Consider the following 18,595-nt stretch of genomic DNA (forward strand, 5'->3'; position numbering starts at 1 on the left):
AACCTTGGGGTACAAAGTCACTCTCGAACCCCGCACCAACGCCGCCTAGCACCAGCGAGCAACCGCTCACCCAGCTTGGGTCACCCAATTTTCGAGAGAGACGCAGAATCGTGTTCAGAGGGAATCGTGCGATTCTGTGTCTGCTCGGTAGTGCGGTGATTCAGCTATCCCGCGGGATTGGCCTGCCGCACCGGCGGTGTGTGCGCGTCGACCCATTCGGTGATCAGGTCTGTGACGCGCTGCGGGGCCTCGAACATCGGGATGTGCCCGACGCCGTCGAGCTGGGTGACCTTGTCGATCTCCGGGATGTGCTTGAGGAAGTGCTTGGTGAACCGGGGGTGAGGCAGCACCCGGTCGCGTTCGCAGATCACCAGGTTGGTCGCAATCGTGGTCTCGGTCAGCTCCATCAGGCCCGGCAACAGGAGCGCCTTGACCAGCAGCTGATAGTACGCGCGGCAGTGCGTGACGTCCTCGACGATCTCCTGCAATTGCACCTCGGACAGGCCGGCCGGGGTGGCGCTGATCGGCACGCTGGCGGCGGCTTTGGCTCCGGGCAGGCGCAGTGCCCGTTCACCGAGCAGCACGGCCGTCAGCCAGACCGGTAAGCCGGCGACGAACTTGCCGACGATCTCGTACTTCACCGGTGACCAGCGGTGCCAGCCGCCGGCCGGGGCGATCGCGGTCAGGGTTCTGGCCCGGCCACGTCGCTCGAGCTCGAAGGCCACCCAGCCGCCCAGCGAGTTGCCGACGAGGTGGGCGGTGTCCCAGCCCAGTTCGTCGAGCTGACGCTCGACGTGATCGGCCATGGTGCGGGTGTCCAGGAACCACGACCGGGTGTGCGGGCCACCATTGTGGCCGGCCATCGAGGGGGCGAACACCTCGAAGCGGCCGGTGTCGGCCAGCCGTGGTGCGACATCGGCCCAGACGTACGACGACATCATGAACGGATGCAGCAGCAGGATGGGTTCACCCCCAGCGGGGCCGAGATGAATGGATTCGCGGGTCGCCACCCCCCGACCGTAAAGGTGATACCGCCGGTATCGCAAGATTGGTTTCTACCGTGATCGTGACCACCATCAACGTCAACGGCGTGCGTGCCGCGGTGCGCCAGCGTTCCGCCGAAAACCTCGGTCTGCTGAACTGGCTGTCGGAGACCGCCTCCGACGTGGTGTGCCTGCAGGAGACGCGCTCCGATGACGAGCAACTCGCCGACGCGCTCGCCCCCGCGATGGCCGGCGGCTGGCACCTGGCATCGGCCAGCCCGCACCTCAAGGGGCGCAGCGGTGTCGCCATCCTGTCCCGCACGCCCTTTGCGGCGGTCCGAATCGGTTTGGCGGCAACCGAATTCGAATCACATGGCCGCTACCTCGAGGTCGACCTGGATAGCGGCCAGACCATTGGCAGCGTCTACGTGCACACCGGGGAAGCCGGCACCGACCGCCAGCTGGAGAAGGAACGTTTCATCGCGGCACTGGCCAAGCGGATGGCCGAGCTGACCGCCGACGGGCGGGACGCGGTCATCTGCGGCGACTGGAACATCGCCCACTCCGAAAACGACATCAAGGCCTGGAAGGCCAACGTCAAGAAGGCGGGGTTCCTGCCCAGCGAGCGGCAGTGGCTGACCGATCTGCTGGACACGGGCTGGGTCGACGTCATGCGCCGCATGCACCCCGACGTCGCCGGGCCGTACAGCTGGTGGTCGTGGCGGGGCAAGGCGTTCGACAACGATGCGGGGTGGCGCATCGATTACCACCTGGCCAGCGCGAGCCTCGCGGCGCGCACCGTGGCCGCCCGCGTCGAGCGGCCCGCCGCCTACGCGTTGCGCTGGTCGGACCACGCGCCGGTGACCGTAGAGTTCGCCCCATGACCGTCCTGATCAAGAACGTCCGGATTTTCGACGGGTCGTCACCTCGTCTGGCCGCGGGGCATGTCCTGATCGACGGCGCCACGATCGCCGCGGTGGAGAGCTCGCCGGTGGCCGAATCGGCCGCCACCACCATCATCGACGGGGCCGACCGGGTGTTGATGCCCGGCATGATCGACGCTCACGTCCACCTGGTGGGTATGGCCAACAACCTGCTCGATCTGATGTCGGGCTCGCAGACCCAGTTGGCCGCCACCACCCTGGCCCGCGCCAAAGGCACGCTGCTGCGCGGGTTCACCACCGTGCGTGATATGGCTGGCGACACCGCGGGTATCAAGAAGGTGATCGACTCCGAACCCACGCTGGGCCCGCGCATCTATCCCAGTCAGGCGGCGATCTCGCAGACGGCGGGACACGGTGACTTCGGATTCGTCTACGAGACTCCGACGGCGTTGGGTGGCACCGAATCCCGTGCCGAGATGATCGGCTTCATGCGGGTGGCCGACGGAGTCGAGCGCGTCCTGGCGGCCGTGCGCGAGCAACTGAAGCTGGGCGCCTCGCAGATCAAGTTGATGGTCGGCGGCGGCGCCGCCTCACTCTACGACCCGCTCTATACGGTTCAGTTCACCGAGCAGGAGCTTGCCGCCGCGGTGCAGGCGGCGTCCGATTACGGCACCTACGTCGCCACCCACGTCTACAACGTGACCGGCATCCGGCGCGCGGTGGCCGCCGGTGTGAAGTCCATCGAGCACGGTCATCTGGCCGACGAGCCCACCGTGGCGCTGCTGGCCGAACGGGAGGTGTGGCTGTCCACCCAACCGTTCGCCGAACACGACCACGGCAGCTTCCTCGACCCGGACAGCGCCGAAAAGAACCGAGAGATCTGCGGCGGGACCCCGCACGTCTACGAGTGGGCCACCAAGCACGGCGTCAAACTGGCCTGGGGCACCGATCTGCTCTTCGAACCGGAAAGCGTTGGGCGGCAGAGTGAAATGATGGCTCGTCTCGGCGAGTACGTCAGCAACATCGACGCGTTGAAGATGGTGACGTCGGGCAATGCCGAGCTGCTGCGGCTGGCCGGTGAGCGCGATCCCTACAAATCGGCCCGACTCGGCGAGATCACCCCGGGTGCGTGGGCCGACATGCTGCTGGTCGACGGCGATCCCACGGCCGACCTCGGCGTGCTCGCCGATCCCGACACGGGAATCGCCGTGATCGTCAAAGACGGTGTGGTCGTCAAGAACACGCTCTAGCAACCTTCCCGGTTGGGCCCGTCGAACGCCTTGGGGGCATCCTCGATGGCCTTGCGCACCACGTCGAGCACCTGCGGATCCCACGTCAGCGCGGTCTTCCAGTCCAGCCCGGCGAGATTGGACACGTAGATGCTGTGGGTGTCGTCGAAGGTGAAGCAGCGCCGGCGCGGCAGCACCGGATCGCTGATGCTGCGGGCCAGCGCGCTCTGCAGCGCCACCAGACCGTCATTGGGCCACACCGCCGGGTTCATCTTGCCGTCTTTGGTGAACTTCTTTCCGCCGATCAGCACCACCGGGATCGTGTCGAGCACACCGGACTGGTGTTCGTTCCAGCCGTCCTTGCCCATCAGGAACGCCTGGTTCACCTCGCGGCCCGAGCCGGCCACGAGTCGCTTCACCTCGTCGGCGAAGTTCTTCATCGCGGTTTCGCAGAGCGTGTCGCCCTTGCAGTCGCTCAGCGGCATCAGTCCGTTGGCGTAGTCCGACAGATATGACCCTTGCCACGGCGTGCCGATGGTGGTCAGCGACCGCACTTTGACCGGCGAATCCGTCGACGTCAGCACGCGGATCGCGGCGCGGGAGTACAACCCGCCCATGGAGTGCGCCACGAAATCGACCTCGTTGACGCCCTTGTCGGTGTGCAGCCAATCGATGAACCTGGCCAGGTGTTCACCGGCGGTGTCGATGCTGCCTGTCGAGTTGACCGTCATGTTCTCCGGCAGGGTGATCGGGCATACCCCGAACGGCCCGAACCCGGTCTGGTCGACCACCTGACCGCGGCCCGCCATCGCCGGAGAGGTGTAGACGGCGTACCCCTTGCCGAGCAGGTACTCGCGCAAAGCGGTGTCGGTGTTGCCGGCCGCCAGTCCGGTGGCACACGCCTGATCGGGGGTGGTGAACGGACTCGTCGCGTCGCCGCCCGACACGATCACGACCGCCGTCGACGCAGGCCGCTTGTCCGTGCCCGCGCCCCCACACGCCGCGAGGAGCAACGCCAACGACGACAGCATTGCGGCGAGTGTGCGCACGAAGCAGGATGCTAGCCCTCGGGAGGTACATGACAGGATTGATCCATCATGAACAGCTCATCTCGTCGTGTCGTCTTTTCCGGCGTTCAGCCGACCTCCGATTCGCTGCACCTGGGCAATGCGCTCGGTGCGATCCGGCAATGGGTCGGCTTGCAGGACGACTATGACGCGTTCTTCTGCGTGGTCGACCTGCATGCGATCACCGTGCCGCAGGATCCCGCCACACTGCGCCAGCGGACGCTGGTGACCGCCGCACAGTATCTCGCGCTGGGCATCGACCCGGACCGCGCGACCATCTTCGTGCAAAGCCACGTGCCCGCCCACACCGAGTTGGCGTGGGTGCTGGGCTGCTTCACCGGATTCGGCCAGGCCTCGCGGATGACGCAGTTCAAGGACAAGTCGCAGAAGCAGGGTGCCGACGCCACAACCGTGGGCCTGTTCACCTATCCGGTGCTGATGGCGGCCGACGTGTTGCTCTACGACACCGACCTCGTCCCGGTGGGTGAGGACCAGCGCCAGCATCTGGAGCTGGCCCGCGATGTCGCGCAGCGGTTCAATGTGCGCTTCCCCGACACTTTCGTCATCCCCGAGCCGATGATCCCAGGGGTCACCGCCAAGATCTACGACCTGCAGGACCCGACGGCCAAGATGAGCAAGTCCGCGGCCACCGAGGCAGGCCTGATCAACCTGCTCGACGACCCGAAGGTATCGGCCAAGAAGATCCGGTCGGCCGTCACCGACAGCGAGCGCGAGATCCGCTTCGACGTCGCCGCCAAGCCGGGGGTGTCCAACCTGCTGTCGATCCAGTCGGCGGTGACCGGCACCGATATCGACACGCTGGTGGCGGGGTATGCCGGCCGCGGTTACGGCGATCTGAAGAAGGACACCGCCGAGGCCGTCGTCGACTACGTCACTCCGCTGCAGGCGCGCGTCGAGGAACTGCTCTCCGACCCGGCCGAGCTGCAGACGATCCTGGCCAAAGGCGCGGCGCGGGCACGCGAGGTGTCTGCCAGGACCGTCGCGCGGGCATACGAGCGGTTAGGGTTTCTGCCGACAAGTCCCTAGGCGCTGCGGGAAGGCTGGGCAATGACAGAACCGGCCAAGCCGGGTGTCCTGGACCGGCTGCGGGCGCGGTTCGGCTGGTTCGACCATGTGATGCGGGCCCAGGAGCGCTACTCGAACGCCAAGGGCGACTTCTACGCCGCCGGAATCACGTACTTCACGATCTTCGCGCTGTTCCCGTTGCTGATGGTCGGGTTCGCGGCCGGCGGCTTCATCCTGGCCAGCCAGCCGCACCTGCTGGCCGACATCGCCGGCCGGATCAAGGCGACGGTGTCGGGTGATTTCGGCACGCAGTTGGTCGACTTGATGGATTCGGCGATCCAGTCCCGGACCTCGGTCGGTGTCATCGGCCTGGCCACCGCGGCGTGGGCCGGTCTGGGCTGGATGTCGAACCTGCGGGAGGCGCTCACCCAGATGTGGGGCGAACAGCGCGGCGAACCGGAGAGCTTCGTCCACCGGAAGCTCTCCGACCTCCTGGCGCTGCTGTCGGTGTTCGTGGCGCTCGTCGTCACCATCGGCCTGTCGGCGCTGGGCGATCCGTCGGTGATGTCCAACGTACTGAACTGGTTTGGGGTACATCATGTTCCGGGACTGAACACGACCCTGAGGTATGCGTCGATCCTGATGTCCTTCGTGGTGTCGTGGTTGCTGTTCAGCTGGATGATCGCCCGGCTGCCGCGCGAGTCGGTCTCCTTCCGCAGCAGCGTGAAGGCCGGTCTGTTGGCCGCCGTGGCATTCGAGATCTTCAAACAAGTGGGCTCGATCTACCTGCGTTCGGTGGTGCACGGACCGGCCGGCGCGACGTTCGGGCCGGTACTCGGCCTGATGGTGTTCGCCTACATCACGGCGCGGCTGGTGCTGTTCGCCACGACCTGGGCGGCAACGTCAACGGAGAATCTGCGCCCGGAGCCGGTTTCGCCGCCCGGTCCGGCCGTCATCACGCCGCGGGCCGGCGCGGACGAGGGGTTGAGCACGCGGCAGACGCTCGCCGCGATGGCTGTGGGTGCGGTTGGTGCGCTTGGCCTCTCGCGGATGTGGCGCCGAGGCCGCGAGTAGCGAGCGCTACCGCCCCCGCGCCGGCCTGCGGTTGACCGAGCGCGCGACCATGATCAGCCCGAACACGATCAGCGTGCCGATCACCGCGACACCGACCCGTACCGGCACGGTGTCGGCCGCCGGCAGCATCGGTGCGGCGGCCTTGACCGCGGTGGCCTCATCGGGCTTCGGCGGCATCAGCGACGGGTCGGGGTCGATGAGGTTGCCGACCTTGGTTCCCTGCGGTGTCGCGAAGCCGTAGTCGAGCAGGTGGGCGGCTTGTTCCCACGGCGCGATCGGCTGGCGGGTGCCGCGCAGCAGGATCGCCACCAACCGGCGGCCGTCCCGGTCCGCTGCGCCGACGAATGTCTGGCCGGCGTCGTCGGTATAACCGGTCTTGCCGCCCAGGGCGCCCGGATAGTTGTAGAGCAGCTTGTTGTCGTTCTCGAGTTGGTAGCCGGGATGGTCTTCGTCCTCGCCCGGCTTGGCCGGATGCCCGGGGAAGTTATAGGTCTCGGTGTGCACGATGTTGGCGAAAGTCGGGTTCTGCCAGGCATACCGGTAGAACAGGCCGATGTCGTAGGCCGACGTGCTCATGCCCGGCCCGTCGAGCCCCGACGGTGTCGCTGCCCGGGTGTCCTGCCCGCCGAGCTTGCGGGCCAGCCCGTTGATCTTCTGCAGGGCGACGTCCATGCCGCCGATCTGCATGGCCAGCGCGTGCGCGGCGTCGTTGCCCGAATGCATCAACAGGCCATGCAGCAGGTCGTTGACGGTGTAGCGGCCGCCGACGTCCACGCCGACCCGGGTGCCCTCGGCGTTGGCGTCTTCCTGGGTGCCCTCGACCATCTTGTTCAACGGCAGCTCATTGATGGACTGCATCGCGGTGAGCACCTTGATGATGCTGGCGGGGCGGTGCCGGGCATGGGGATCACGCGCGGCGATGATGTCGCCGGTGTCCAGGTCGGCGACCAACCACGATTCGGCCGACACGTCGTCGGGTAGCGGCGGTGTGCCCGGCGCGACGACGACCCCGCAGCTGGACAGCGCCTCACCGCCCACCGGCTTGGCCGGGACGGGCAGGGGTTGCGGCGGGTCTCCGGCCTCGGGTACTTCGGAGGAGTCGACGGCCGGTGGGGTGGTCACCCGGTACGGGCAGGTGTTCGGGTCGGGTGCCCCGGCCGGTTCGGCCCACGCGACCGCCGGCGTGCCGGCGACGCACAGCGCCGCGGCCACTGCGGCAGCCCACCGCGTGAGTGTTTTGTCCCTCGCCATCGAGTCGCAGAGTAGGGGATTCCAGCCCCGAAATCGGGGAGCCGCGCTGTGGCTGGAGTGATAGTTGTTACAAATCGAGACATGCGACGGCCGAGGATCCGATGCACCCCAGCCACAGGGTCCCGTCGTGTTCCACCAGGCCGGTGGCCAGCGCGAACTGCGGATCGGTGGTCCGCAGCTGGGCCCGCGGCCGGCCGTCGAGGTCGACGGCGATCGCCCACACCAACGGTTTGGGGTTGGGTAGCCAGCGGTAGGGCAGCTGCCACAGCAGCCGGCGCAGTACCGGGGCGCGCGGGGCCAGCCATTCGCCCACCGCATTGCGCTCACTGACCAGGGCCACCCAGATGCTGCCGTCGGGCGCGGTCGAGATGTTGTCCGGATAGCCCGGCAGGTGCTCGATCAGCGGCACCGGTTCGCCGACCCCCGAGCCGGTCAGCGGATACTTCGAAACCCGGCACGCGGTGGTCTCGGCGACCACCAATGTCGACTCGTCCGCGGACAGTGCCACCCCGTTGGCAAACCGCAGTCCGGTCGCGAGCGTCGTCACCGTTCCGTCGAGGTCCAATCGGAACAGCGATCCGCTGGCCCGGGCCTCCAAGACCGATCCCTTGTAGTACTCATAGTGGAAGCGGGACGTGGACTCGGTGAAAAATATTGTGCCGTCTGAGGATTCGACGACGTTGCTGCAGAACGTGAGGGGCCGTCCGGCTACCTCGCGTACCAGGGTTTCGAACGTTCCGCTGGCCGGATCCAGACGCAGCAGTCCACGGTGGCTGTCGCAGATCAGCACGCGACCGTCACGCGCGACCGCCAGGCCCAGCGGCCGTCCGCCGGTATTGGCCACCACCTCCGGCGCCGTGCCGGGTGCGATCCGCACGACCGCGCCGTCGTCGGTGCCCGTCCAGATCGCGCCGCCGGCATCGATGACCACGTCTTCGGGGGCGTGGCCCGGGATTTGGATAACCCGCAGCGGCCCGGAGAGATCCGGCGGTGGCAGGGGCTGTTGGGGGGGCGGCTGCCACCGCACGGGATCGACCGGGGGTTTAGTGCCAGGCGTCGCCACGGGTCTGCAGGTGATCCCAGGCCTGGGTGAACACCCGGCGCAGAATCTGCTCGATCTCGTCGAAGACAGCCTGGTCGCTGATCAGCGGCGGAGCGAGCTGCACCACCGAGTCGCCACGGTCGTCGGCACGGCAGTACAGCCCGGCCTCGAATAGTTCGACCGACAGGAAGCTGCGCAGCAGCCACTCGGACAGCTCGTCGTCGAGGATTGCCTTGGTGGCCTTGTCCTTGACCAGCTCGATGCCGTAGAAGAAGCCCTCGCCGCGGACGTCACCGACGATCGGCAGGTCGAGCAGCTTCTCCAGGGTCGCGCGGAACGCCGGCGCGGTGTTCTTGACGTGGTCGTTGAGGCCCTCCCGCTCGAACACGTCGAGGTTGGCCATCGCGACCGCGGCCGAGACGGGATGCCCGCCCCAGGTGTAGCCGTGCGCAAACGTCGTCTGACCGTCGTTGAACGGCTCGAACAGTCGATCGGAGGCGATCATCGCGCCCAGCGGGGCGTAACCGGAGGTCAGGCCCTTGGCACAGGTGATGATGTCGGGCACGTAGTTGAAATCGTTGCAGGCGAACATCGAACCGATGCGGCCGAACGCGCAGATCGTCTCGTCGGAGACCAGCAACACGTCGTACTCGTCGCAGATCTCCCGGACCCGCTCGAAGTAGCCCGGCGGCGGCGGGAAGCAGCCGCCGGCGTTCTGCACCGGCTCGAGGAACACCGCCGCCACCGAGTCGGGGCCCTCCATCTCGATGGCCTCGGCGATCCGGTTCGCCGCCCACTGGCCGAACTCCTTGATGTCGGTGTCGTGGCCTTCGGGCGCGCGGTAGAAGTTGGTGTTCGGCACCCGGAAACCGCCCGGAGTGATCGGCTCGAACGGGGCTTTGAAGGTGGGCAGACCGGTGATGGCCAGCGCGCCGTGCGGGGTGCCGTGGTAGGCGATGCTGCGGGAGATCGCTTTGTACTTGCCCGGTTTGCCGGTCAGCTTGAAGTACTGCTTGGCCAGCTTCCACGCCGATTCGACGGCGTCGCCGCCGCCGGTGGTGAAGAAGACCCGGTTCAGATCACCTGGAGCGTAATTGGCCAGCCGCTCGGCCAGCTCGATGGCGGGCGGGGTGGCATACGACCAGATCGGGAAGAAGCCGAGCGTCTCGGCCTGCTTCTTGGCGGCTTCGGCGATTTCTTCGCGGCCGTGACCGACCTGGACCACGAACAGGCCCGACAACCCGTCGATGTAGCGCTTGCCGTTGCTGTCCCAGATGTGCACACCGTCGCCGCGGGTGATGATCGGCGGGGTGATGCCTGCGCCGTGGCGGGCGAAGTGGCCCCACAGGTGCCGGTCTGCCTTCGCGCCGAGCTCGGCGGTCAGGTTCTGGCTGGCTGTCGTTGTCATCGGGTACCCCAATTGTATTGTTGCTTAACTAGTTTCAAATAGACGAGCGTCTCGGTGGAGGTCACTCCCGGCACCGCGCGGATCTCGGTGTTGAGCAACTCCAGTAGCTCGGCATCGTCCTCGCAGACGACTTCGGCGATGGCGTCGAAGGTGCCTGCGGTGAGCACCACGTAGTCGACTGCGTCGATCTGCGCCAGCTTCTCGGCGACCTTGGTGGTGTCGCCCGTGCAGCGGATGCCGATCATCGCCTGCCGGGTGAAACCCAGTTGGAGTGGATCGGTCACCGCGACGATCTGCATGACCCCGGAGTCGACCAGGCGCTGCACTCGCTGGCGCACCGCCGCCTCCGACAGCCCGACGGATTTGCCGATCGCGGCGTAAGACCGCCGCCCGTCCTGCTGCAGTTTCTCGATAATGGCCTTGGACATCTCGTCCAGTTGGACAGGCCCGTTTCCACCCGCCGCAACGGCGCGGACGGGAAACCGGGTGGCCGGTACGCCCGAGTCACGCATGCCCATGATTGTGCACGGAATCCGTTGTTTTAGGCAACAAGATCGATGAAAATGGTCGTCATTACCCACCCATACTGCGGTAATGCGTAGCAGTGGCCGAGGCGTTCGGCTACCGTGGGGCGGTGACCGCACTCGCCTCTGACAAGACCCGCATCGTGCCCGGTAGCTGGATCGATGGTGCTCCCGTGGTGACCGGCGGCAGCCTGCACCGGGTGGTCAACCCCGCCGACGGCAGCGTGGTGGCAGAGCTGGCGCTCGCCCAGCCCGCCGACGTCGACACCGCGGTAGCCGCCGCCCGCGCCGCCCTGACCGGGTGGTCGCGGGCCGCCCCGGTCGAGCGGGCCACGGTGCTGGCCAAGCTGGCCGAACTCGCCGACGCCCACGCCGAGCAGATCATCGCCGAAGAGGTGAGCCAGACCGGCAAGCCGGTTCGGCTGGCAGGAGAGTTCGACGTCCCAGGCAGTATCGATAACATCGCGTTCTTCGCCGGTGCGGCCCGTCACCTCGAGGGTAAGGCCACCGCGGAGTACAGCGGCGGTCACACCTCGTCCATCCGCCGCGAGGCCGTCGGGGTGGTCGCGACGATCACGCCGTGGAACTACCCGCTGCAGATGGCGGTGTGGAAGGTGCTGCCCGCGCTGGCCGCGGGCTGTTCGGTGGTGATCAAGCCCGCCGAACTCACCCCGCTGACCACGCTGACGCTGGCCCGACTGGCCACCGAGGCCGGCCTGCCCGACGGCGTCCTCAACGTTCTCACCGGCGCCGGTGCCGATGTCGGGTCGGCGCTGGCCGGCCACCGCGACGTCGACGTCGTGACGTTCACCGGCTCCACCGCCGTCGGCCGCCGGGTGATGGCCGCGGCCGCTGTCCACGGGCACCGCACCCAGCTGGAGCTCGGCGGCAAGGCGCCGTTCGTGGTGTTCGACGACGCTGACCTCGACGCCGCGATCAACGGCGCGGTGGCCGGATCGCTGATCAACACCGGGCAGGACTGCACCGCGGCGACGCGGGCGATCGTCGCCCGCGAGCTGTACGACGATTTCGTCGCCGGGGTGGGCGAGGTGATGGGCAAGGTCGTCGTCGGCGACCCGCAGGACCCCGACACCGACCTGGGCCCGCTGATCTCGGCCGCCCACCGCGACAAGGTCGCGGCCATGGTGGCCCGTGCGCCGGGAGAGGGCGGCCGTATCGTCACCGGTGGCGCCGCGCCGGACCGGCCGGGATCGTTCTATCTGCCCACCCTGATCGCCGACGTCGCCGAGACTTCCGAGGTCTACCGCGACGAGATCTTCGGTCCGGTGCTGACTGTGCGCGCCCATGACGGCGACGACGACGCCCTGCGCCAGGCCAATGACACCGAGTACGGGCTCGCCGCCTCGGCCTGGACCCGCGACGTCTATCGCGCTCAGCGTGCCTCACGCGAGATCAGCTCCGGGTGCGTCTGGATCAACGACCACATTCCGATCATCAGCGAGATGCCGCATGGCGGGGTCGGTGCGTCCGGGTTCGGCAAGGACATGAGCGACTACTCCTTCGAGGAGTACCTCACCATCAAGCACGTGATGAGTGACATCACCGGCGTCGCCGAAAAAGAATGGCACCGCACCATTTTCAAGCGGCGCTAGGGGCCGAGAGTAACGCCACGGCGGGAAATCTCGCGAACCTCCACCGTGGCGTTACTCTCGCGGAACGGCCGTTCGACAGGTCGGGTGCGCGGGGTATCAGAGGGATCGAGGTCAGGTGACCCACGGAACCCGGCAGGCGTCTCCCGAACCGAAGCCCTGTTCGGTGATGCCCAGCGCGGTGTTCATCCGGGCGCGCATGTTCTCCACGCCGATCTGATAGGTCAGCTCCACCAACCCGGCCGCGCCGAACCGCCTCCGCAGATCGTCGACCTGCTCGTCGGTGACCAGGTGCGGATCCTTGGTCATGGCGTCGGCGTAGGCGATCGCGGCCCGCTCGTCGTCGGTGTACAGCGGCGACGTCGCGTAGTTGTCGACTTGCGCGAGTCGGTCGAGATCCAATCCCTCCAGTCGCATCAGCATCTGACCGAAGTCGACGCACCACGAGCAGCCGACGGTGCGGGCGGTCCAGAAAACCGCTAGTTCGCGGACACTGACGGGCAGCGTCTTGGACGCGTTCTGCAGCAGTCCCTCGTGAGCGGCACTGGCCACCAGCAGGCGAGTGTGGTGGGCGTAGACGGCGAACGGTTCGGGAACCTCGCCGAAGCGCCGGCGGGCCCAGCGATACATCAGCCGGGTCAGCCGCGGGGCCCGATCGGGCGTGAGTGGTTCTAGTCGTGTTTTGGTGCTCATGTACTCAAGATGCTCGCCGGCCCCGAAATGTGACACCCCGAAGCGCATCAATATTGCGTTGACGGACTAACTACTCGGCTAGGGTGCTCAGTTGTGGATTTCGACCTCGACGCCGAACAGCTCGCCTGGTTGGCCGAGGTTCGGGAATTCCTGCGAGAGAACGTTACTGAGGCCCTGCGCGCCGAGATCGCCGAACACAACCTCGAACACCCCGGCGGAGAGGTGGCTGCGTTTCGCGGCAAACTCGGCGCCAAGGGCTGGTTCGGGTTGAACTGGCCGCCGGAGTACGGCGGCCTGGGGCTCGGTCCCGTGCACCTGCATCTGCTGATGACCGAGTTCGAGTACTGGGGTGCGCCGGGGCCCGACCTGACCGTCACGTCGATCGCGCCGATGATCATGCGGCACGGCACCGAGCAGAACAAGCGGGAGTTTCTGCCGCTCATCGCTCGCGGCGAGATGACATGCGCCCTCGGCTATTCAGAGCCCGATGCGGGAACCGATCTGGCGTCGCTGCGGACCAGGGCGGTGCGCGACGGCGACGAGTGGGTGATCAACGGTTCCAAGATCTGGAACAGCGGGGCCCAGCGGTCGACTCACGAATGGCTGTGCGTGCGGACCGACCCGCAGGCCCAGCGGCACCGCGGCATCTCGGTGATCGTCGTCCCCGTGGACAGCCCCGGTGTGCGGATCCGCCCGCTGATCGCCTGGTCCGGCTACCGCACCAACGAGGTGTTCTTCGACGACGTGCGGGTTCCCGCGACCAACCTCATCGGCGAGGAGAACCGCGGCTGGTCTTACATCACCGGAGCCCTCGACCTCGAGCGGGGTGCCCTCACCAACGCCGGGGACCTGCGCCGCGCACTCGACGAGTTGCAGGTGCTGGCCCGCATGCCGCGCCGAGACGGCACCATCCCGATCGACAACGCGGGGTTCCGGGGCCGGCTCGCGCAGGCCGAGGCCGATGTCGAGGTTGCCGGACTGATGGGCTACGAAGCCGCGTCCTTGCTGTCCGATGGTGTGATCCCGACCGTGGAGGTGAGCATCGAAAAGGTTTTCAGCAGCGAATTGCGGCAGCGGATCGCCGATTTGGGTATCGACCTGCTGGGCGCCGAAGGTCTGCTGGCCCACCGCAATCCCGAGGCGCCGGCGGGCGGACGCTTCGAGAAGCTGTACCGCTTCGCCCCGCTGATGCGCTTCGGCGGCGGTACCAACGAGGTACTACGAGATGTCATCGCCCAGCGTGGCAATGGCATGCCCTCGTACGGACGATGACATGAAACTAGTTGCCGGACAAGATGAACGCGACTTGGCTTCCAGTCTGCGCGGGCTCCTGAGCGCCGGACGGGCTGACCTGTGGAGTGACCTGGCCGCCGCAGGCGTCATGGGACTGGGTCTGCCCGAATGCCATGGCGGGTCGGGTGGCACGCTGGCGGATCTCGGGATCTTCGCCCGCGAGGCCGGCCGCGCACTGTGTCCGATGCGGGTGCACAGCACCGCGATCGCCGCACACGCATTGCACATCCTCGGTGGCGAGAAGGCCGTTGCCCGATGGCTGCCGGATCTCGCGGCCGGGCGGATCGCCGGTACGACCGCGCTGTGGAACCCCACCGACGCTTCCGATGTGACCGCCACCATGCGTGCCGACCAAACCAAAGACGGCAGCTGGCGACTCACCGGAACCGCCGATTTCGTTGCCGACGCCGATACCGCCGAGATCATCGTCGTGACCGGCTTCGACAAATCCGGCAACACGGTGGTCTTTGTCGTGCGGTTGGGCAACGACGGTGTGACGCTGCGGCCGCTGGCGCTCATGGGTGGCCACCGCGCGTCCGTGGTGCGCTTCGACGACGTAGAGGTCGACGACGTCCTGGGCGACGGAGCTTCGCCCGACCGAGACGAGCTGCGACGAGTCGCCAACGCCGCGGTGGTGTTGACCTCGCTGGATCTGGTGGGCGTCGGCGAGGCCGTCATGGACCGCACCGTGCGCTACACCTCCATGCGCCACCAGTTCGGTCGGCCGATCGCCTCGTTCCAAGCCGCGCAACACGTCGTGGCCGACATGCACATCGCGCTGGCCGCGGCACGGCTGGCCGCCCAGTCCGCCGTGCACGGGATCGCGAAGGGGCGCGCCGCGATCCGGGAAACTGCTATTGCCAGAATCCAATCCGCGACCGCGGCCAAGTGGGCCACCCTGGACGCTCACCAGCTGCACGGCGGGATGGGATACGTGGTGGAGACGGATCTGTATCTCTGGTCGGAACGGGCGAGGGTTCTTTCCACGCTGGGTGGGGGCTCCGATATCGCCGCCGCCTGGCTCGATGATGATGAGGTCAGCCGGGCCGCGGTCGGCGACCGGTTGCGGCGCAAGGACGGCCGATGACCGAGAGCCTGATCGACCCGGAGACGGCCGCCCGGGTGGGCACGGTCGCCGCTACCGCCACCGGCGACGTGATCCGGCGGGACTGGCAGCGCTGGGCCGCGGCGGTCGGTGACCACAATCCGCTGTGGTTCGACCCGGACTACGCCCGCGCCAACGGCTACCGCGACGTCATCTGCCCGCCGCTGTATCTGCAATATTCCATCCTCGGTGTCACTCCACTGGCGGGGCTGCGTCCGGACGGCTCGTCCGGTGCCGTCTCGGGCGGTCTCTCCTTCCCGAAGGCGCCCCGGCGGATGGCCGGCGGCGAGAGCACCACATTCCACCTGCCTGCCTACCATCGCGACGAGATCGAGATGGTCCGCACCATCGATTCCGTGGTCGAAAAGGAGGGCCGCTCAGGACGATTCGTTCTGGTCACCTGGCACACCGTCTACCGAGACCAACACGACGAGCTGGTGGCCGAGGCCACCACCTCGATGATCGCGCGCCCATGACCCAGCTCTTCTACGACGACGTCACGCCGGGTGACGAGCTGCCCGCGCTGACGGTGACGGTCGACGAGACGCAGATGTTCTTCTTCAGCGCAGCCACCTACAACGGCCACCGTATCCACTACGACAGGGACTGGGCCCGCGGCAAGGAGGGGTACGACGACATCCTGGTTCAGGGCCCGTTGCAGGCAGCGCTGCTGGCCCGCGCGATCACCGACTGGATCGGCGGTCGCGGCCGGCTCGTCACTTACTCGGTGCAGAATCGCGGGGTGGCCTATCCGGGTCAGCCGCTGACGTTCTCCGGCACGGTCACTGGTAAGCGGGTGGATGCCGGCCGCGGTCTGGTTGATCTGGATATCGCCGGGCGTCGCGACACCGACACCCTGATGCCCGGCACGGCGACCGTGGAACTGCCTCGACGCCTTGGGGATTCCTGATGCAGCTGGCCGGAGAGGCGGCGATCGTCGGAATCGCCGAACTGCCCGCCGAACGCAAGCCGACTCGTCCCGAACTCTTCACCCTCGACCAGTACGCCGCGCTGGCCAAACTGGTGCTCGACGACGCCGGACTGGACGCCGGTGTGGTCAATGGGCTGATCTCGCACGGGCTGGCCGAATCGGACATGTTCGTCCCCGCGACGCTGTCCGAATATCTCGGGCTGCCCATCGATTTCGGTGAGCGGGTCGATCTGGGTGGAGCCACTTCGGCGGCGATGGTGTGGCGGGCGGCCGTCGCCGTGGAGCTCGGGCTGTGCGACGCGGTGCTGGCCGTGCTGCCCGGTTCACGCGCCCTGCCCCGATCGGCGCGACGCATGGCGTCGGCACCGAGTTGGTATGGCGCGTCAAGCAACAACTACGGCTCACCGCAGGCCGAATACGAGATCCCGTACGGCAACGTCGGGCAGAACGCCCCGTTCGCCCAGATCGCGCAGCGCTACGGCGCCCAGTACGGTTACGACCCCTCCGCACTGGCCAAGATCGCGGTGGACCAGCGGACCAATGCCTGCGCGCATCCGGGCGCCGTCTTCGGTGGCACGCCGATCACCGAGGCCGACGTGTTGGCCAGCCCGATGATCGCCGACCCGATCCACATGCTGGAGACCGTCATGCCCGTGCACGGCGGTACCGGGGTGCTGATCGCCAACGCCGACTTGGCCCGCAGGGCCCGCCATCGGCCGGTGTGGATCAAGGGTTTCGGTGAACACATCTCGTTCAAGACGACGACCTACGCCGCCGATCCGATGATCACCCCGATTGCCCGCGCGGCGGGCCGGGCGTTCGGAATGGCGGGGCTGCGGCCGGCCGATGTCGACGTCGCCTCGATCTACGACTGCTACACCATCACCGTGCTGATGACCCTCGAGGACGCCGGTTTCTGCCCGAAGGGACGGGGCATGTCCTGGGTCAAGGACCGCGACCTGACCTTCCGCGGCGACTTTCCGCTCAACACCGCCGGTGGTCAGCTGTCCTATGGTCAGGCCGGAATGTCGGGCGGCATGCACCATGTCGTCGACGCCACCCGCCAGTTGATGGGCCGCTCCGCGGCGGCTCAGGTCCGCGAAGCCAACACCGCGTTCGTCGCCGGCACCGGCGGCATCATGAGCGAGCAGGTGGCGCTGGTGCTGGGAGGCGACTGATGGCCGAACCGATGCCGGTACCCGAACCCACCCCGGTGTCAAAGCCGTTCTGGGACGGGTTGGCCCAGCACCGCATCCTGGTGCAGTACTCGCCGTCGGCCCGCCAGTATGTGTTCTATCCCCGCACGCTGGCTCCGGGCACCCTGGCCGATGATCTCCAGTGGCGCGAAATCGACGGTGCGGCAACGTTGTACACCTACACGGTGGCGCGCCGCCCGACCGGTCCGCCGTGGGCCGAGGCGCTGCCGCAACTGCCCGCGGTGGTGCAGTGGGACGTCGGGCCGCGATTCTCCACCGAACTGGTGGACGTCGACCCCGCCGGCATCCGCATTGGAATGCGGGTCACGCCCGTGTTCTGCGATCTCCCCGGCACCGGGATGACCCTGCTGCGCTACCGCCCGGCCGACACATGATCGATACCGTCCAGAAGCTGCTGCGGAGCCGGATGGACGACGAGTCCGTCGCCGTCATCGCCGCAGACCGCAGCTGGACGTGGCGGGAATACCTGGCCGAGGCCACCGCGGAAGCCTCGGCGCTGCTGGCGTTGACCGACCCCGACCGGCCCGCGGTACACCGAGGCGGTGGCCGGCGCGCGACCGTTGGTTCCGCACGAAGTCAGCGGCACCGACCCGTTCATGATGATCTTCACCTCCGGCACCAGCGGCAACCCCAAGGCGGTGCCGTTCGTCCACACGATGAGCGTGATGTGCGGTCTGAGCCTGGTCGCCCAGATGGACATCACCGCCGACGACGTGTGTTATCTCGCGATGCCGCTGTTCCACTCCAACGGGGTGGCCGTCGGCTTCTCGGTGGCGATCACATCCGGCGCGGCGATGGTGCCGGTGAAGTTCTCGGTGTCGCGCCTGGTGGGCGACCAGGTGATGGCCGCCGTCGTGCTGCGCCAGGACCAGACGCTGACCCCGGCGGAGTTCGAGGCGTTCTTGGCCGCGCAGGCCGACCTGTCGCCGAAGGCCTGGCCGCGGTTCGTTCGGATCAACGACGACCTGCCGCAGACCGCCACCAACAAGATCCTCAAGCGGGAACTGAGCGCCGCCGGTGTGACCGCGGGCGGCGGTCTGCTGTGGGAGCGGCCCCCTCGCTCGATCGGTTACCGAGTGGTCACTTCTTCCCGCGAGCAGACGTAAACGACTCCGACACGCCGCGATTTCGAGAGCGTTTGCGTCTCTCTCTCTCGAAAATTGGGTGACCCAAGCTGGGTGAGCGGTTGCTCGCTGGTGCTAGGCGGCGTTGGTGCGGGGTTCGAGAGTGACTTTGTACCCCAAGGTTTCCAGTTGTT

Annotated in this window: 18 protein-coding genes and 1 pseudogene; 12 read left to right on the plus strand and 7 right to left on the minus strand. The window is 67.4% G+C overall.

Features of this window, described 5'->3' with window-relative positions:
• Nucleotides 1-164: 164 nt before the first annotated feature.
• Entirely contained in the window at nucleotides 165-1,010 is an 846-nt protein-coding gene (locus ORI27_RS31835) for an alpha/beta fold hydrolase (protein WP_266001234.1), read from the minus strand.
• Nucleotides 1,011-1,060: 50 nt separating this feature from the next.
• On the opposite strand from ORI27_RS31835, the gene ORI27_RS31840 reads away from it, so the two are divergent.
• Both ORI27_RS31840 and ORI27_RS31845 read left to right on the plus strand, forming a co-directional pair.
• The gene (locus ORI27_RS31840; RefSeq protein WP_266001233.1) at nucleotides 1,061-1,867 is read left to right on the plus strand and encodes an exodeoxyribonuclease III; all 807 of its coding nucleotides are present in this window, start codon (nucleotides 1,061-1,063) and stop codon (nucleotides 1,865-1,867) included.
• Nucleotides 1,864-3,117, plus strand: coding sequence for a metal-dependent hydrolase family protein (locus ORI27_RS31845; RefSeq protein WP_266001232.1), 1,254 nt, complete (start codon nucleotides 1,864-1,866; stop codon nucleotides 3,115-3,117). The genes ORI27_RS31840 and ORI27_RS31845 overlap by 4 nt, the downstream gene beginning before the upstream one ends.
• Here ORI27_RS31845 and ORI27_RS31850 read toward each other — a convergent pair.
• Nucleotides 3,114-4,127, minus strand: coding sequence for an esterase/lipase family protein (locus tag ORI27_RS31850; RefSeq protein WP_407666515.1), 1,014 nt, complete (start codon nucleotides 4,125-4,127; stop codon nucleotides 3,114-3,116). The two genes, ORI27_RS31845 and ORI27_RS31850, sit on opposite strands and share 4 nt — an antisense overlap.
• A gap of 66 nt (nucleotides 4,128-4,193) precedes the next feature.
• Between ORI27_RS31850 and trpS the strand changes: the two genes are divergently transcribed.
• Together trpS and yhjD are read left to right on the plus strand one after the other, a co-directional pair.
• A complete protein-coding gene (gene trpS, locus ORI27_RS31855) occupies nucleotides 4,194-5,210 on the plus strand; it encodes a tryptophan--tRNA ligase (protein ID WP_266001230.1) in 1,017 nt (338 codons plus the stop codon).
• A gap of 21 nt (nucleotides 5,211-5,231) precedes the next feature.
• Nucleotides 5,232-6,263 carry an inner membrane protein YhjD gene (yhjD, locus tag ORI27_RS31860; RefSeq protein WP_266001229.1) on the plus strand — a complete coding sequence of 344 codons (1,032 nt, stop codon included), beginning with the start codon at nucleotides 5,232-5,234 and terminating at the stop codon, nucleotides 6,261-6,263.
• 6 nt (nucleotides 6,264-6,269) lie between these two features.
• Here yhjD and ORI27_RS31865 read toward each other — a convergent pair whose 3' ends face one another.
• The 4 genes from ORI27_RS31865 to ORI27_RS31880 form a co-directional block, all read right to left on the minus strand.
• Entirely contained in the window at nucleotides 6,270-7,514 is a 1,245-nt protein-coding gene (locus tag ORI27_RS31865; protein WP_266001228.1) for a D-alanyl-D-alanine carboxypeptidase family protein, read from the minus strand.
• Nucleotides 7,515-7,581: 67 nt separating this feature from the next.
• Nucleotides 7,582-8,541, minus strand: a complete 960-nt coding sequence (locus ORI27_RS31870) for an SMP-30/gluconolactonase/LRE family protein (protein ID WP_266001227.1) — start codon at nucleotides 8,539-8,541, stop codon at nucleotides 7,582-7,584.
• A 16-nt stretch (nucleotides 8,542-8,557) separates the two neighbouring features.
• The gene (locus ORI27_RS31875; RefSeq protein WP_266001226.1) at nucleotides 8,558-9,964 is read right to left on the minus strand and encodes an aspartate aminotransferase family protein; all 1,407 of its coding nucleotides are present in this window, start codon (nucleotides 9,962-9,964) and stop codon (nucleotides 8,558-8,560) included.
• Nucleotides 9,961-10,476 (minus strand): Lrp/AsnC family transcriptional regulator, encoded by a 516-nt coding sequence (locus tag ORI27_RS31880; protein WP_410174335.1) that lies wholly within the window; start codon nucleotides 10,474-10,476, stop codon nucleotides 9,961-9,963. Before ORI27_RS31880 ends, ORI27_RS31875 begins: the two co-directional genes overlap by 4 nt.
• Nucleotides 10,477-10,598: 122 nt before the next feature.
• Between ORI27_RS31880 and ORI27_RS31885 the strand changes: the two genes are divergently transcribed.
• Nucleotides 10,599-12,101, plus strand: coding sequence for a gamma-aminobutyraldehyde dehydrogenase (locus ORI27_RS31885; protein WP_266001225.1), 1,503 nt, complete (start codon nucleotides 10,599-10,601; stop codon nucleotides 12,099-12,101).
• Nucleotides 12,102-12,212: 111 nt separating this feature from the next.
• Here the strand turns inward: ORI27_RS31885 and ORI27_RS31890 are convergent, their stop codons facing one another.
• The gene (locus tag ORI27_RS31890; RefSeq protein WP_266001223.1) at nucleotides 12,213-12,791 is read right to left on the minus strand and encodes a carboxymuconolactone decarboxylase family protein; all 579 of its coding nucleotides are present in this window, start codon (nucleotides 12,789-12,791) and stop codon (nucleotides 12,213-12,215) included.
• A 93-nt stretch (nucleotides 12,792-12,884) separates the two neighbouring features.
• Between ORI27_RS31890 and ORI27_RS31895 the strand changes: the two genes are divergently transcribed.
• From ORI27_RS31895 to ORI27_RS33315, 7 genes and pseudogenes are all read left to right on the plus strand, one after another.
• Nucleotides 12,885-14,063 (plus strand): acyl-CoA dehydrogenase family protein, encoded by a 1,179-nt coding sequence (locus tag ORI27_RS31895; RefSeq protein ID WP_266001222.1) that lies wholly within the window; start codon nucleotides 12,885-12,887, stop codon nucleotides 14,061-14,063.
• A 1-nt stretch (nucleotide 14,064) separates the two neighbouring features.
• Nucleotides 14,065-15,171, plus strand: coding sequence for an acyl-CoA dehydrogenase family protein (locus ORI27_RS31900; RefSeq protein ID WP_266001221.1), 1,107 nt, complete (start codon nucleotides 14,065-14,067; stop codon nucleotides 15,169-15,171).
• Nucleotides 15,168-15,665, plus strand: coding sequence for a MaoC family dehydratase (locus tag ORI27_RS31905; protein ID WP_266001219.1), 498 nt, complete (start codon nucleotides 15,168-15,170; stop codon nucleotides 15,663-15,665). Before ORI27_RS31900 ends, ORI27_RS31905 begins: the two co-directional genes overlap by 4 nt.
• A complete protein-coding gene (locus ORI27_RS31910) occupies nucleotides 15,662-16,099 on the plus strand; it encodes a MaoC family dehydratase (protein ID WP_266001217.1) in 438 nt (145 codons plus the stop codon). The genes ORI27_RS31905 and ORI27_RS31910 overlap by 4 nt, the downstream gene beginning before the upstream one ends.
• Nucleotides 16,096-17,298 (plus strand): thiolase family protein, encoded by a 1,203-nt coding sequence (locus ORI27_RS31915; protein ID WP_407666514.1) that lies wholly within the window; start codon nucleotides 16,096-16,098, stop codon nucleotides 17,296-17,298. The genes ORI27_RS31910 and ORI27_RS31915 overlap by 4 nt, the downstream gene beginning before the upstream one ends.
• Entirely contained in the window at nucleotides 17,298-17,711 is a 414-nt protein-coding gene (locus tag ORI27_RS31920; protein WP_266001213.1) for a Zn-ribbon domain-containing OB-fold protein, read from the plus strand. The genes ORI27_RS31915 and ORI27_RS31920 overlap by 1 nt, the downstream gene beginning before the upstream one ends.
• A pseudogene (locus ORI27_RS33315) lies at nucleotides 17,708-18,173 on the plus strand (AMP-binding protein); the annotation flags it as partial. The gene ORI27_RS31920 and the pseudogene ORI27_RS33315, both read left to right, overlap by 4 nt.
• Between the last annotated feature and the right edge of the window lie 422 nt (nucleotides 18,174-18,595).

Origin of the sequence: Mycobacterium pinniadriaticum, assembly GCF_026242045.1 — a bacterium.
Lineage (GTDB): Bacteria > Actinomycetota > Actinomycetes > Mycobacteriales > Mycobacteriaceae > Mycobacterium > Mycobacterium pinniadriaticum.

What these genes read in the sequence shown, in the direction of transcription:
- ORI27_RS31845 (WP_266001232.1), top strand. Translation starts at nt 1,864, where the DNA reads ATGACCGTCCTGATCAAGAACGTCCGGATTTTCGACGGGTCGTCACCT.
- ORI27_RS31850 (WP_407666515.1), bottom strand. Translation starts at nt 4,127, where the DNA reads ATGCTGTCGTCGTTGGCGTTGCTCCTCGCGGCGTGTGGGGGCGCGGGC.
- trpS (WP_266001230.1), top strand. Translation starts at nt 4,194, where the DNA reads ATGAACAGCTCATCTCGTCGTGTCGTCTTTTCCGGCGTTCAGCCGACC.
- yhjD (WP_266001229.1), top strand. Translation starts at nt 5,232, where the DNA reads ATGACAGAACCGGCCAAGCCGGGTGTCCTGGACCGGCTGCGGGCGCGG.
- ORI27_RS31865 (WP_266001228.1), bottom strand. Translation starts at nt 7,514, where the DNA reads ATGGCGAGGGACAAAACACTCACGCGGTGGGCTGCCGCAGTGGCCGCG.
- ORI27_RS31875 (WP_266001226.1), bottom strand. Translation starts at nt 9,964, where the DNA reads ATGACAACGACAGCCAGCCAGAACCTGACCGCCGAGCTCGGCGCGAAG.
- ORI27_RS31880 (WP_410174335.1), bottom strand. Translation starts at nt 10,476, where the DNA reads ATGCGTGACTCGGGCGTACCGGCCACCCGGTTTCCCGTCCGCGCCGTT.
- ORI27_RS31890 (WP_266001223.1), bottom strand. Translation starts at nt 12,791, where the DNA reads ATGAGCACCAAAACACGACTAGAACCACTCACGCCCGATCGGGCCCCG.
- ORI27_RS31900 (WP_266001221.1), top strand. Translation starts at nt 14,065, where the DNA reads ATGAAACTAGTTGCCGGACAAGATGAACGCGACTTGGCTTCCAGTCTG.
- ORI27_RS31905 (WP_266001219.1), top strand. Translation starts at nt 15,168, where the DNA reads ATGACCGAGAGCCTGATCGACCCGGAGACGGCCGCCCGGGTGGGCACG.
- ORI27_RS31910 (WP_266001217.1), top strand. Translation starts at nt 15,662, where the DNA reads ATGACCCAGCTCTTCTACGACGACGTCACGCCGGGTGACGAGCTGCCC.
- ORI27_RS31920 (WP_266001213.1), top strand. Translation starts at nt 17,298, where the DNA reads ATGGCCGAACCGATGCCGGTACCCGAACCCACCCCGGTGTCAAAGCCG.